This is a genomic window from Paenibacillus sp. sgz302190 (assembly GCF_059820445.1).
Genome location: NZ_JBZYAO010000024.1, coordinates 34,102 through 48,029 on the forward strand (window position 1 = coordinate 34,102; position 13,928 = coordinate 48,029).

Below are 13,928 nucleotides of genomic sequence, written 5' to 3' on the forward strand. Positions count from 1 at the left end.
CGCTTTTAAATAACTAATCACGAGGTGATCAGCATGATTCATGAGTCCATGACGCTTGGGCAATTCATGGAAAGACCGCAAAAACAAAGCCGCCGCAGATCTGTCCTGCTCATAAGAATACCGGGAGGTAAAAAGACGGCGCGGTTCATTCGCTATGTTTTCAATTAAAACCGGCGCCCGTTCGAGGCGCTCCGTCAAAAAGCTTAGCCCCTTTTACTGCCCTGTGCAGGAATGGGACTAAGCTTTTTTTCATCGTATCCCGCCGGATTTGGGCTGCGTACCATATTGCTGCTTGCTTCGAGAGGCAAACATACGTACTATTATCGTAAGTACCTCTCGAAGACTATACTGTTCTCGAATTACGCATAGAGGTACCGTTTAAGGAGGTCTTTTTTATTTTACAGAAAACGCACAGCGTGGCGGGACTCGTAGCCGCCGAAATCGTAATCATTCATCAAGACGTGCCTTTTTTGTCCTGGGAGGCTGCCGGCGCGCTCCTGCTCGGTTGTTTGGCCGGCACTTTGGCCGATGTGGACAAGCCGGGTTCGACGATGGCCAAGGTGCTGTTTCCACTGTCGGCGCTGCTTCAAATTCTTAAAGTACGTCACAGAACCGTTACGCACTCCATCCTTTTTACCCTCGCATTGGCCGGATTTACTTCCGCATTGCCCGCTTTGTACTTCTGGGTGTTCGTTACGGCTTATGCTTCGCATCCGCTTATCGATCTGCTTAACGAGAAGGGCGTGCAGCTGCTTTGGCCGTTGAAGTGGAAAATTCGCGTTCTGCCCAAATTTCTTGCGGTGGACACAGGCTCGATGAGCGAAACGGTATTTCAATGGCTGCTGCTCGCCGTCAGCTTATGGATTCCTTTCTCAACGATCAAGTTCTAAAACACATCTGAGCCGAACGGCTCTTTTTTTATGCGAAAAGGTATGGACGGCCCGCCGTACAGCACCAAAACCTGCAAAAGTGCAGGCTTTTTCGCTGAAAGCGGCTCGTTTGGAGGAAAAACCTGCGATTGTGTAGGAATTTTCGACCGTTAAGGAGCTGGGCTGGAGTTTGGGCGGAAATTGCTGCAGATTTGCAGGAATTCTTCGCTGCAGGCGGTAGCGAGGTGCAAAAAACTGCACATTTGCAGGAAATTTTTCGCTGTGGGCGGACCAGGTCGCATAAAAACCGTACGTTTGCAGGTGGTGCCCGCGCGCGATGCGAAGCAGACAGGCTGCTTCCAGTGTGCGGTTTTTCAATAGTCTCAAAATTTACAAATTGTTCTGACCGAATACGCTGGGTTTCCTCTCATTTTACATATATACTAGATGATAGGTCATATTGAACTCAAAATCACTGCGGGCTTCGAATTCTATACTTTATGAGTTTCCCGAACTCACTACCCTGTCAAGAGAGGATGGATTGTAAATTGAATAAATCCATAGAACAAAGATATGTTCCTCATTCGCAATTACTCTCATTGCATAGAGGAAACCTGCACTACGGAGAAGACGTGTCCCTGCGCAGGCCGGTTATATTATTTACCGCCGAATACGGGAGCACACAGTCGGCCGAAGCTTATATCCAAAAATTCAGAAAAACCGCTTCCTTCAATCATGATGGATTTCACCATATACTTGATACTTTTTTTGCGGAAAGTTCGGTGCTGATCGTGCTTCAATTCAGACCGGGCAGACTGCTGCGCGAGGAACTTGACAAAAAGCGCTGGACATTTCCGGAAGCTGTCAACCTCGTTGCCGACCTCGGCGTCTCGATGCTGGATGCTATGGAAGAGCAGATTACAGGTTTTTCTATCGGCGCCGACAATTTGTGGCTGAGCGAGGACGGACGGCTCTCCGTGATTAATTATTGGGAAGAAGGGGAACCGCAAACGCAAGGAGCAATCGGTCTGTGCCGCTTGTTTACCCGGCTGTTGTCAGGCTCTGCGGAAATACCCGGCCCGTTCGAAGCGCTGCACACGCACCTTGAACGAACCCGCATCCCCATGGCGACGCCGGAGCAAAAAGACGCTTTGGTAAAACTGATCAAGCGCGTTTCCCAGGGGCAGGCGTCTTTATCGTCGCTTGTTTTCGAACTTCGCGGCCTGCCGGCCGCAAACGCAAATAAACCCGACAACGAGGAAATAAAAGCTCCTCCCGTTCGGGAAGCCGTGCCTGTGGATGACGACGAAACGGATGAAGAGCCCGCCCGTCCGGGCAGCAAAAGGCTCGGTCTAAGCCTCGGAGCGGTCGCCTTTTTGGCGGCTGTGGTCGTCGTCTGGGCACTGTGGCCATCCGCCAAATCGAAAGAGCACGTAACCGTGCCGCCAAGCGCTTCGGCCAAACCGACTGCGTCCCCTTCCCCGGCCCATACGCCGGAACTCGGACAAAAGCAGACGACCGCAGGAACAGGCAACCGCAGCGACGGAACGGGACAAACCGAGGAAGTGCTCATACCGAATCTGGTAGGAATGACGCAGGCGGATGCCGAAAGTCAGGCATTGACATCCGGCCTGCACTACGAATTTTACCTGGAAGCCAACGACAAAGCCGACGGTTCCGTCTTCAAACAGGACCCGCCGGCAGGAACCAAAGCTTACAAAGGCGACAACATTACGTTCTGGATCAGCAAAAACAGCCAATAGCTTACAGCAAAGCGGGGAATCTTTGCTTTTCCGTACTCTTAAAACCGCCGGGTAATCGGCCGTTTTAGAAGGGGACCAACTAAATTCAAATTCTGGGTTGATGCGCAAACCGGCAATCTTTTGGAATTGGAAGAGACTAACGAAAAAATGAGATACCAAGCAGCGTTAAAGTTCTGGAAATCAAAATGAATGCCGCAGTGGATCGACCAGATTTAAGGTTGAAGAACCGAACGGATCAAAAAAAGGAACCAAGTATACTTGACCTTGAATTCCTTTTTTTGCATTACAGATAATTTGAGTGTACTATGTGAGGCAAGCAATGTGATGGATAGATTTCGCGGCCGAGTTCAGTGGCAAGCCCATTCGCCGAAACGGCACAGGCGTCTAAACTGAACAGTCCGACTTGCGAAAAAGGGCGGGGTGCCCGGACGTTTCCATCACCTGGTTCGGCGGAAACCCCGGAATCGGGCGGACACCGCCCTAAAAGCTGCTCGCTTTGGCGTCACTGAAGCGCTAAGGTACAAAAAGCCTGCAAAAATACAGGTATTTTCACCTTTGATGCGCTCTGCTCGGAAATTCCTGCAAATGTACAGGCTTTTTCACCGATACACAGGGCTCAGCCCCATTACGGACGGAAATTCCTGCACAATCGCAGGCTTTTTCGCCAATTAGGCACTTACCGGCATAAAAGCCTGCATTTTTGCAGGCTTTTTCGCTTCCCGACCGGCTCATGACCAGCAGCACCGTTTTTCGGAGTTTTGGGCGCCCTTGGCGTACCCTTTCGGTTGCCTAACTCCCCCCAGCTCGGGGGGTACGGAGGCTCTGCCGCTCTGCTCGGCTGCCTAGCCCCGCCAGTCCGGGGCTCTGGAGCACGGCCACTGTGCCCGGCTGCCTAGTTTCCCCAGACTGAGGCTCGGGGTCGCTCTACTCAGCCCCCCAGCCCGAGGTGCGGTTGCCTGGCTGCTCTACTCGGCCGCCTAGCCCCTCAGCCTGGGGTGCGGTTGCCCGGCCGCTCTACTCGGCCGTCTAGCCCCTTAGCCCGAGGTGCGGTTGCCCGGCCGCTCTGCTCAGTCGCCTATCCCCTCAGCCCAAGGTGCGGTTGTCCGGCCGCTCTGCTCAGTCGCCTATCCCCTCAGCCCGAGGTGCGGTTGCCCGGCCGCTCCGCTCGGCTGCCCTGCTCCCCAACTCGTGGGCTTGCTGCTTTGCCCGAGCAGCCCCTTGCGAGCCTTATCAAACCCGGGTCAGCCGCACGGCCATGTACTGGTTGCCTGGCAGGTCGATCCGGAACGCTCCTTCGTAAGCCCCATCCAGCGTTTTGATCGTCATATTCCACGTATCGATCACATCGACCCTGTAGCGAATGCCGGGCTTCATGTTATAAGTTCTGAACTTCGGCTGGTTAAAGCCGTAATAATACAAATAATACTCGTCCTTGACACCAGCGCACGGGACATCCCACTCGGATTTCAACGGTTCGAGCCCGTTCGCCGGACCTTCTTCCATGATCGTCCGCAAAAATGCGATCCGCTGCGGGCTCGTTCCGTGCAGCTTGCCGCCTTTCGACCACCACAAAATATCTTCGGGATGGATATAAGTTTCGCCATGTCCGACGTAGCCGCCGCGGACGGCGCCTTCCCAGAAGCGGCGGGTCATCTCCTCGCCCGTGATGTTGCCCCAGCCCAGATCGATATCCCCTTCGTAAGCGCATTCGTCGATAACGACCGGCTTGTTCCAGGCATCGCGCCATTCGTTCGTATTTTCCGCCGTTTTGTACACGTCAACCCGCTGAATGCTGCAGTGCGTAACCCACGGACGGCCGTAGTCGTAGAAATTGAAGCAGTTATGAACCGAAATCAGGTGGGAATGCGGGTCGTTTTCGGTAACAATTTTGGCAAACCGTTCCCAATCCTCCGGCTGCTTCGCCCACATCAAATCGTACTCGTTGGCCAGCGACCACCAGACATGCCGATAAGCCGACAAACGGGCGGTGATATAGCGTAAATAGCGGTCGTCGGCCGACTTTTTCATTTCCGAGAAACCCCACCGGTCATAAGCATGGAACAAAATAAGATCCGCTTCGACGCCAAGCTGGCCCAATTCGCCGATTCGCCGCTCCAAATGCCGGAAGAACGCAGGGTTGAACCGGGTGAAATCCCAGCCTTCCGCCAGCGAGCCTTCATACGGGTAGTAGAGCGGTTCGTTGGCATTGAACTGGTACGATTTCGGAAAAACGCACATGCGCATTTTGTTAAAAGGGGACGCTTTCAACGTTTCCAGCGTCAGCTCCTCCAACTCGTCGCCTTGATGGGACCATACGTAGCAGGTCGTGCCGACCGGAATGTACGGAGTCCCGTCTTCGTAAGCGAAGTGGAACGTATTGCGCACCCGAACCGGGCCATGGTTGCCGGCCGAAGGGGCTGTGCAAACAAACTGCCCTGCGATGCCGTCGAGCGAACGGGCCGTGCTCTTCGTGCGGTACGTCCAGACGCCTTCCGCATCCGGCATGAAGCGAACCCGGTACACGCCTTCGCCGTCATAAAATCCGAGCGAGCGCAAAGTCCGGCCCGCGAAGCTGAATTCGGCGCTCAGCTCCACATCCGTGAACGGGTTGCCGTGGCTTGGGCCATGGAGCGCAAGCTCGAACACGCCCCACTTCTCCGCCTGTTCCGCAGCTTGAACGGACGCCGACCCGACGGCCACCGTCTCGGCTTCGTACGCTGCGGACGGTACCGCTTCTTCTTCCGCTTCGTATTCCGGCGCTACGCCGGCAAGTTCCGCGAGAAGAGCGTCCAACTGCTCCTTCGTCCACGTCCAGGACTCGTTGGAGGCGGCGAATTGCGGCACCGTTCTCATTTTCATAAAGGAAAGGTAAGGCGAATCCGCAAGCGAAGGAACGTATTTCAGCAGGACGGCCCGCCCCGCCTGATTGGCCCAGATTTCGCCTATTTTCGAATGTTCATTGAAAGACAAAGGAAATTCCTCCTTCGAATAGGTCCGCCACGCCATGGCTGACCATTATACGGTTTGATGATCCGATACGACGGAAGCGACGGCGCGTTTCCATCCGTTATAATACTGTTCCCGTTTTTCCGCTTCCATGAAAGGCTCGTACTTGCGGTACGATTTTTGCCGCGAGGCAATCTCATCGGCGGAAGTCCAAAAACCGAGTCCAAGGCCGCCCATATAGGCGGAGCCCATCGCCGACAGTTCGGCAACGTCCGATTTCACGACCGTGCGGTTCAACATGTCCGCTTGAAACTGCATCAAAACCCCGTTATCCGACGCCCCGCCGTCGGTCCGCAGCTCCCCGAGCCGGATACCGGATTCGGCTTGCATTAACTCCACCGCGTCGCGCACCTGGTAGGCGATACTTTCCAACGCCGCGCGGATCACGTGCGCTTTGGTCGTCCCCCGGTTCATTCCTGTAATGGCCGCTCTCGCATAAGGGTCCCAGTAAGGCGCCCCGAGCCCGACGAACGCCGGAACCAAATAGACACCTTCATTATCCGGCGCTTGTTCCAGCAGCCGGTCCATTTCGGCGAAAGAGCCAAACAGGCCGAGATTGTCCCTCACCCACTTGATGCTGTCGCCGGAAGTCCGGATGACCGCTTCGAGGGCGTACGTAACTTTGCCGCCCATTCCCCAGGCAATCGCCGTAACAAGGCCGTTCCCGCAGGATTCGTGCTTGCCGCCGACATTCATCAATACGGATGTGCCTGTGCCGTAAGTCGCTTTGGCCATGCCGGGATGAAAGCATTGGTTGCCGTATAAGGCTGCCTGGGAATCGCCGATAATGCCTGAGATCGGAACCCGCTCCGCGAACAGCTCCGCATCTTCCGTGTAACCGAACACTTCGTCCGACGACTTCACTTCAGGCAGCAGGCCGGAAGGGACGCCGAACAAGCGGCACATGTCCTCATCCCACTGCAGCGTATGGATGTTGAAAAGCGACGTTCGGCTGGCATTCGTGTAGTCGGTGGCATGCGTCCGGGCCCCTGTCAGCTTCCAGAGCAGCCAGCTGTCGATCGTGCCGGCCAGCAGCTTCCCCTCTGCCAGCTTCTCGCGCGCGCCCGGCGCATGATCCAGCATCCAGCCCCATTTGGCGGCCGAAAAATAGGGGTCCAGCATCAGCCCCGTTCTGGACCGGACCGCGTCCTCGTGGCCTGCGGCTTTATACGCGGCGCATACGTCGGCCGTCCGCTGGCACTGCCATACGATCGCCGGGTAAACGGGCAGCCCAGTCGTTCGGTCCCACAGTACCGCCGTTTCGCGCTGATTCGTCACCGTCAGCCCGGCGAGATCGCCGGGAGCGATGCCCGCCGCATCCAGGGCCTGCCGGGCGGTCTTTTTCACATTATCATAAATTTCCAGCGGATCATGCTCCACCCAGCCGGGACGTGGATACGACTGGCTGTGCTCGGCCGCGCTGCGCCCGACAATCGCGCCCGAACGGTCTACGATAAGCGCTTTTGTTCCCGATGTGCTCTGATCTACCGTTAATATATATTCCTTCTTCATAGGCGCAGCTCCTACTTGCCGAGCAGCTCAAGCGCTACCCGCTTGATATTGTCCTTGCTGATTCCGTAGTACGCGAACACTTCCGACGTTTTGCCGGCGATGGCCGGTTCGTCCGGAATGCCGATAATGCGCATCGGCACAGGCTGATGCTGCACGACAACTTCGGCTACCGCCGCTCCGAGCCCGCCAAGCACGCTGTGCTCCTCGATCGTAATGATGTGCCCTGTTTCGCGGGCGGCCCGTACGATCGCTTCTTCGTCCAGCGGTTTAATCGTATGCATGTTGATCACTCTGCACGAAACCCCGGCTTCTTTCAGAGCGGCTTCCGCATCGAGCGCAACCCGGACCGTTTCGCCCGCCGCGATAATCGTAATGTCCGAGCCTTCGCGCATCGTCACCGCTTTGCCGATCACAAATTCGTAGTCGTCCGATTCGTAGACGTCCTCGACAGGGTTGCGGCCGATGCGCACGTATACGCCGCCTTCATGCTTCACCAGCGCTTCCGTCATCCGCTTCGTCTCGTGCCGGTCCGCCGGCAAAATGACCGCCAGCCCGGGAATCGCGCGGGCTACGGCAACGTCCTGCACCGAATGGTGCGACATGCCGAGAGCGCCGTAGCTGACCCCGCCGCTGATGCCGACCAGTTTGACGTTCGTTGCGGAATACGCCACGTCCACCTTGATTTGCTCGATACTGCGCATGCTCAAAAAGCAAGCCGGCGATGTGACAAAAGGCTTTTTCCCGCTGTGGGCCAGACCTGCCGAAATGCCGACGATGTTTTGCTCCGCGATGCCGACTTCCACGAACTGCTCCGGGAACGCCTTGGCGAACGGCGCCATCGCGGCCGAACCGCGGGAATCGCTGGCAAGTACCATAATATCGCGGTCATTTTGAGCAAGTTCCAGCAGTGTATCGCATATGACTTGACGATTAGGGATCGTATTCATCGGTTATCGCGCCTCCTCTTCCTGCTTCGTTTGCTCCAGCGCCGCGGACAGTTCGGCCAAAGCCTGCTCCAGCTCCGCATCGCTCGGCACGTGATGATGCCAATGCGGCACATTTTCGGCGAAGGACACGCCTTTGCCTTTGACGGTATTGGCCATCACCAGCGTCGGCTTGCCCGCCACCGACGGCGCGGCCCGGAAAGTGTCGACCAATGCGGCGATATCGTTGCCGTCGATAGAAACGACGTTCCAGCCGAAGGACGTCCACTTATCCTCAAGCGGATCGAGCCCCATGACCTCTTCCGTCGAGCCGCTGATTTGCAGACGGTTCCGGTCCACGATGCCGATCAAATTGTCCAGCTTGTAATGCGAGCCGGCCATCGCCGCTTCCCAGACGGAACCTTCCGCCTGCTCGCCGTCGCCCATCAGGCAGAACACGCGGTAAGACTTGCCGTCCCGCTTCGCCGCCAGCGCCATGCCGACAGAGATCGCCAACCCGTGCCCCAGCGCACCCGTGTTCATTTCGATGCCGGGCACTTTATTGTTCGGATGCCCGATCAGCCTCGTGCCGAAGCGGCTGAACGTCTGCAGCTCTTCTTTAGGAAAAAAGCCGAGGTCCGCAAGTATGCACCAAAGCGATTCGACGGAATGGCCTTTGCTGGCGATAAAACGGTCGCGGCCGTCCATTTTCGGGTTGCTTGGATCAATATTCATAATGTTATAGTACAATGCCGTCAAAATATCCGTATTGCTCAGCGATCCGCCGGTATGGCCCGTTTTGGCGCCGTGAATCATTTTCAGCAAATCCATGCGGATTTGGGCCGCTTTTGCTTTCAATTGGGCTGTATTCATAGAGTCCTCCCCTTTTACAATCCGGCGCCGCGCAGCCACGCCTGAATCTCTTTCTCCGTAGGATCAACCGGGTCAGGCGTCAATCCTGGAATGTATTGGCAGGCCTCATAGAGCGCCGGAATCGCGTTCGCATGGATGCCTATGGAATGGTGTACATAAGGGCCTTTAACGAGCTTTTCTTCCCACAGCGGCCAATCGTTGACTTCCACCCAAACGTAGGAACCGCGCGTGTACGGGCCTTGAATGCCGCGGGCTTTGCCCAGGAACAGCTGGTATTCCCCGTGGTCGCCGTCAAAACGCGCCAATGTCATGTCGCCGCCCTTGATTTCGCCTTCGTGCGTGCCCGGCGAATGGTCGTCGAACAAAAAGTGCTTGCGCAGCTTCGGTTTCTCCTCCACCGAGAGCGAGACCGGGAAGTTGCCGCAGTGGAAAAGCAGCTCGCCGTTCGGATTCTCCGGATGACGGACGGTCAGGTCCGCGAAAAAAGTCGGCGCCTGGTTCATCGTAGCGGCCTGCACCATAACGGAAGTGATCGCTCCATGAATGTCGGTTTCACAAGTGACCGGAATTTGTTCGTCCGTCAAAATCGCGTTGGCCAGACAAGGCATGATGCCCATCGCATCCTGCAAGGAGGACCAGCACTGGATCGCGATAGCCGTGCTTCCGGTCGACCGGGCGTACTGCCTCATCGCCACCTTCAATGCAGCGATGCGCTTCACGTCGTCTTCCGTCACTTCCGAATAATCGAGCTTCGCTTTGATATATGCAACCGCTTCCTGAAGTTCGGCGCTGTTCCCCTTCTCGATCTGCTTCGAGGCGCGTTGAATGTCTACCAGTGTAATCGGGTGAATCTCGATGCCGAAGCGCTCCAGCAGTTCGCCTTCATTGCACATCATCGTCCAGAAGGAAGCCGGGCGCGGTCCGATCTGCAAAATACGCAGGCTGCGGAACTGTTTCACCACATTCGCAGCGGCGATAAAGTTCGTGAAGCCCCGCTCGAACACCGGGTCGTTAACGCGGCTGTTCGTCACGTACGTGAACGGCACGTTAAAACGGCGCAGCACCTTGCCGGTGGCGAATAGACCGCACTGCGTATCGCGCAGCCGCATGCCGTCCTCCAGCGGAGCCTCGTCGCGCGGGCCCCACAGCAGTACGGGCTTGCCCAGCGCTTTGCCCACGCGCGCCACGGTGTCTTCGGTTCCGAAGTTGCAATGCGGAAAAAAGACCGCATCCACGTTTTCCTGTCTGAAGCGCTCGGCAATAAGATCGGCGTTGATATGGTCGTCATACAGCAAACCTTCGGAATTCAGGCCTTCCAAATCGACGATGTCGATATCCATTCCGAAGCTTTCGATTTTTTCCCTGATCAGCACCTTGTACTTGAAAGCGTCCTCCGCACTGAACACGAATCGCCGTGTCGGCGCATAACCCAACTTGAATTTTTTCATAAAACAATCTCCCCTCGTTTGAAATGAAAAGTCCGTTTCGCTAAACAACTAAACAGTCTCCGCAAATTAGCAAAACAAACTAATAAACCGTATAAAAAATTAACCCAAAAGTGAACTAAACTGTTTTCTTAAATCATCCTTCAAATTTATCCTAACACCCAATAAACGCAAGTGTCAATCCCGAGTTTAGTCAATTTTACCCGATATTTAACTAAATTTAACTAAACTAAAAATAAACAAGAACTAGTTTTCCTTGTGCTTTCCAACAAAACACTGTAAACTAAACTTGCTCAACAATTTATATCGCAAGGAACGGAGAAGCAATGATGAAAATGGAAGATATCGCCAAGATGGCCGGCGTTTCCAAATCGGCCGTATCTCTGGCTTTCAGCGGCAAGCCCGGCATCGGCCCCGATACCCGCGAACGCATCCTGCATATCGCGAGAGAAGCCGGTTACCTCCCGAAACCGAAAGCTCCCGCTATCGACAACAGCGCGGCAACCTCGCTCACTTTTCTCGTATTTACGAACTCCGGCATCGTGCTGGAACAGTACTATCAACAGCCCTTTTTTCGGGAACTGATACATTTTATCGAGGAAAGATGCCGGGTCAAAGGATATTCCCTGCTCTTTTCCTCTATCGATATGGAATATTTCGAGCGCGACATTCGCTCGGTGGCGGAGGAGCGCCGCAGCGGCGGCGTCGTTTTGCTGGGGACGAATCTGAACCGCGGGCAGATCGCCGATATCGCGGGCATTCTCGATCCGCATCTGGTCGTGCTCGACACCTGCTTCGAGACATTGCCGGTTCATTTTGTGGAAATCAATAACTTTATGGGGGCTTATCAGGCAGGGGCCCATCTGTGCAAAATCGGGCATCAAGAGATCGGATATATGGCATCCAACGTGCGGATTCATAATTTTGAGGAAAGAAACCGGGGTTTTTCCGCCGCTTTGCGCGAGTACGGTGTGGAAATAGCCGAGAGCCATAAGTTCTCCGTGGCGCCGACGATTTTATCCTCTCAGGAATCGCTGAAAGCGCAGCTGGAAGCGTTCCTGCAGGCCGGGCACAAGCTCCCCTCGGCTATTTTTTGCGAATGCGATTATATTGCGATCAGCGCCATGAAAACTCTCACCGAGCTCGGCTACCGTATTCCGGAAGACGTGTCGGTGGTCGGTTTTGACAATATTTCGGAATCCCTTATCGTCTCCCCGGAGCTTACGACCGTGCATGTCGACAAGGAAACAATGGCGTACCTCGCCGTCGATCTGCTGATCGAATCCATCGAATCGGGGCAAAAGGCCAAAACGAAAACGAAGGTCGACACGCATTTTGTGGAAAGGCTCTCCTCGCGCCCGCCCGCTGCTCAAGTTTCCGAGTAGCTCCGGTCTTTTTGGAAATTGTGCTTGTACAGCAGCTCCGAATTGTGCGACACTATTTGAAAGAAAAAGATGGGAGTGTTAGAGAGAAGATGAGTTACAAAATCGTTTTTTTCGACATTGACGGCACCTTGGTGGATGAGACAAAGCAAGTTCCCGCCGATACGATCCAGGCTGTCAAAGAACTGCAGAAGAACGGCGTGGAAGCGGTAATCGCCACCGGGAGGGCCCCTTACTTTTTCAAGCCGCTCGCCGAGCAGCTCGGAATCGCTTCCTACGTAAGCCTGAACGGCGCCTACGTCGTTTTTCAGGGGCAACCGCTGTACAAGCATCCGATCCCGCGCTCCAGCCTGGAAGCTTTCGTCCGGCATGCGGACAGCCATAACCATTCTCTCGTTTTTGAGGGCAGCGAAGCGTTTTACTCCAATTCGAAGGCGCATCTGAATGTCGAGGAATCCGTCTTGTCGCTGCGCGTGGACCTCCCGGGATACGATCCCGATTATTGGCAAAAGGAAGACATTTACCAAGTGTTCCTGCACTGCGAGGCTCATGAGGAGCATCTTTACGAGGGACATTTTCCCGATCTGAAGCTGATTCGCTGGCATGAAAAAGCGATGGACGTCCTGCCGGCCGGCGGCTCCAAGGCCAAGGGCATCGAAGCGCTGTTGAACCGGCTCGGCATCGAGTCCCGCGAGGCGGTCGCTTTCGGCGACGGGTTGAACGATAAAGAGATGCTGGCGTACGTCGGATTAGGCATCGCCATGGGCAACTCGCACAAAGAGCTGCTACCGCACGCCGATTACGTTACGGCATCCGTGGACGACGGCGGCATCCGCAAAGGTTTGCGCTATGCCAATTTGATTCACTCCTGAAGCACCGTGCCGGCAATCAACCGCTTGAGATCCTGATTGCGGTTAGGCGTCAGCTCACTTGAGCGGTTCAGCAAATCGCAGAGGGCGATCAGGTCCTCAAGTTTGGAGCGCAGCTTCCAGCTGCGCCCCACAACGCCGCCGGCCGCTTGATAGGCGTTAATAAAATGCTTTTCAAAAAGAGAATCGTTCGCTTCATAACGCAGCATGTTGCCGATATCTGCGAGCCGGCTGCCGGAGAAGGCGAACTCCCAGTCCAATACGGCTGAAACGGCGATTGAACCGCTATTTTCGCGGACAAGCACATTTAAGCCGTTGTAATCCGAATGGACAAGCACCGGTTCTTCCTCCGCATCCGACAAAAGGGGAGCATGGCGCCTGCAAAACGCCCACAAAGCGCCCGTAAGCTCCTCCCCCAGCCAGCGGCCGGCCCCTTGGACGAAAAGGCTTTGCTCGATAAATTCGAGAAAAGAGGCCGCATCCATTTGAAACGAATGACGGATTTTCAAATCTTCGCCGAAAAAGCCTGCCTCGGCAAAAGTGAAGGCATGAATGCCCGCAAGAACTTGCCCGGCCGACGCGGCGGCCTCCGCAATTTGCCCGCTTGCGCCCGAGCGCATCGCATCCCTGAGCAAATAGCCTTCCTTCCATTCCAGCAGCGCCCATGGCTTCTCCAGCGCCGAACAGCTCGTATCGGCGAATAAAATTTCCGGCACCGGCACGCTCTCCTTAACGAGACGAGCGATAGCCAACTCTTTGTCCGCAACGGCCGCATCGCCCCTGTACACGCGAAGCACGCAGTGCCGAACCGCGCCGCCATCGATCGTTAGCTTGTAGTTGGAATTGCTGTATCCTTCCCCGAGCCGTTCCACTGCGGCGACCCGCTTCCCTCCGAATACGGGCGACACCAGTCTGCTTGCTTCCGGCAAATCCAGCAGCACACGATTTCCCAGACGCTCCCAGTTTTCTTTCATCTGCTACGACCTCCTGGACCGGTTTTTCTCTTTTCTCCGCCATGTGCGGCAAAACATGTATGTCCGAGATTTTTCCACCGTATACTATTGTATCACCACTGCTTGGAGTCTGTCCGACAGCGCTGCATTTTTGTGAATTCCCACATGAAAACTGACGAATATAAAATAACTTCTACTGTTGAAAAAGCGTCAAAGGCGATAACCACAATCGTTGCCTGTCTGCACGAAGAAAACCTGCAAAAATACATGAATTTGCGTCCTGGATCGCTGTCCACGAACAATTCCTGCAAAAGTGCAGGCTTTTCAGCGGGG

Annotated in this window: 11 protein-coding genes; 4 read left to right on the plus strand and 7 right to left on the minus strand. The window is 55.2% G+C overall.

Features of this window, described 5'->3' with window-relative positions:
• Nucleotides 1–416: 416 nt before the first annotated feature.
• The gene (locus AC6RNO_RS23645) at nt 417–890 is read left to right on the plus strand and encodes a metal-dependent hydrolase (protein WP_474679640.1); all 474 of its coding nucleotides are present in this window, start codon (nt 417–419) and stop codon (nt 888–890) included.
• Here AC6RNO_RS23645 and AC6RNO_RS23650 read toward each other — a convergent pair.
• Nucleotides 873–1,256 (minus strand): hypothetical protein, encoded by a 384-nt coding sequence (locus AC6RNO_RS23650; RefSeq protein WP_497106973.1) that lies wholly within the window; start codon nt 1,254–1,256, stop codon nt 873–875. The genes AC6RNO_RS23645 and AC6RNO_RS23650 overlap by 18 nt on opposite strands.
• Before the next feature lie 161 nt (nt 1,257–1,417).
• Between AC6RNO_RS23650 and AC6RNO_RS23655 the strand changes: the two genes are divergently transcribed.
• Nucleotides 1,418–2,632: a PASTA domain-containing protein gene (locus AC6RNO_RS23655; RefSeq protein ID WP_497106974.1), complete on the plus strand. Its 1,215-nt coding sequence runs from the start codon at nt 1,418–1,420 to the stop codon at nt 2,630–2,632.
• 1,230 nt (nt 2,633–3,862) lie between these two features.
• Here the strand turns inward: AC6RNO_RS23655 and AC6RNO_RS23660 are convergent.
• From AC6RNO_RS23660 to AC6RNO_RS23680, 5 genes are read right to left on the minus strand one after another with little or no spacing between them, the layout of a single operon-like run.
• Nucleotides 3,863–5,602: a DUF5605 domain-containing protein gene (locus AC6RNO_RS23660; protein ID WP_497106975.1), complete on the minus strand. Its 1,740-nt coding sequence runs from the start codon at nt 5,600–5,602 to the stop codon at nt 3,863–3,865.
• A 45-nt stretch (nt 5,603–5,647) separates the two neighbouring features.
• On the minus strand, nt 5,648–7,150 hold the full coding sequence (gene glpK / locus AC6RNO_RS23665) for a glycerol kinase GlpK (RefSeq protein ID WP_497106976.1): 1,503 nt from the start codon (nt 7,148–7,150) through the stop codon (nt 5,648–5,650).
• An 11-nt stretch (nt 7,151–7,161) separates the two neighbouring features.
• Complete coding sequence (locus AC6RNO_RS23670; protein ID WP_497106977.1) at nt 7,162–8,097, minus strand: transketolase C-terminal domain-containing protein; 936 nt, start codon at nt 8,095–8,097, stop codon at nt 7,162–7,164.
• A 3-nt stretch (nt 8,098–8,100) separates the two neighbouring features.
• On the minus strand, nt 8,101–8,946 hold the full coding sequence (locus AC6RNO_RS23675; RefSeq protein WP_497106978.1) for a thiamine pyrophosphate-binding protein: 846 nt from the start codon (nt 8,944–8,946) through the stop codon (nt 8,101–8,103).
• Between the two features lie 14 nt (nt 8,947–8,960).
• Complete coding sequence (locus AC6RNO_RS23680) at nt 8,961–10,394, minus strand: L-fucose/L-arabinose isomerase family protein (protein WP_474679646.1); 1,434 nt, start codon at nt 10,392–10,394, stop codon at nt 8,961–8,963.
• A 326-nt stretch (nt 10,395–10,720) separates the two neighbouring features.
• On the opposite strand from AC6RNO_RS23680, the gene AC6RNO_RS23685 reads away from it, so the two are divergent.
• Both AC6RNO_RS23685 and AC6RNO_RS23690 read left to right on the plus strand, forming a co-directional pair.
• Nucleotides 10,721–11,776, plus strand: a complete 1,056-nt coding sequence (locus tag AC6RNO_RS23685; protein WP_474679852.1) for a LacI family DNA-binding transcriptional regulator — start codon at nt 10,721–10,723, stop codon at nt 11,774–11,776.
• An 89-nt stretch (nt 11,777–11,865) separates the two neighbouring features.
• The gene (locus AC6RNO_RS23690; protein ID WP_497106979.1) at nt 11,866–12,645 is read left to right on the plus strand and encodes a Cof-type HAD-IIB family hydrolase; all 780 of its coding nucleotides are present in this window, start codon (nt 11,866–11,868) and stop codon (nt 12,643–12,645) included.
• Here AC6RNO_RS23690 and AC6RNO_RS23695 read toward each other — a convergent pair.
• On the minus strand, nt 12,636–13,616 hold the full coding sequence (locus AC6RNO_RS23695) for a phosphotransferase (protein WP_497106980.1): 981 nt from the start codon (nt 13,614–13,616) through the stop codon (nt 12,636–12,638). The genes AC6RNO_RS23690 and AC6RNO_RS23695 overlap by 10 nt on opposite strands.
• Between the last annotated feature and the right edge of the window lie 312 nt (nt 13,617–13,928).

Bases quoted from the DNA above. Each gene is read 5' to 3' on its own strand.
- glpK (WP_497106976.1), bottom strand. From the start codon at position 7,150: ATGAAGAAGGAATATATATTAACGGTAGATCAGAGCACATCGGGAACA.
- AC6RNO_RS23670 (WP_497106977.1), bottom strand. From the start codon at position 8,097: ATGAATACGATCCCTAATCGTCAAGTCATATGCGATACACTGCTGGAA.
- AC6RNO_RS23675 (WP_497106978.1), bottom strand. From the start codon at position 8,946: ATGAATACAGCCCAATTGAAAGCAAAAGCGGCCCAAATCCGCATGGAT.
- AC6RNO_RS23680 (WP_474679646.1), bottom strand. From the start codon at position 10,394: ATGAAAAAATTCAAGTTGGGTTATGCGCCGACACGGCGATTCGTGTTC.
- AC6RNO_RS23685 (WP_474679852.1), top strand. From the start codon at position 10,721: ATGAAAATGGAAGATATCGCCAAGATGGCCGGCGTTTCCAAATCGGCC.
- AC6RNO_RS23690 (WP_497106979.1), top strand. From the start codon at position 11,866: ATGAGTTACAAAATCGTTTTTTTCGACATTGACGGCACCTTGGTGGAT.
- AC6RNO_RS23695 (WP_497106980.1), bottom strand. From the start codon at position 13,616: ATGAAAGAAAACTGGGAGCGTCTGGGAAATCGTGTGCTGCTGGATTTG.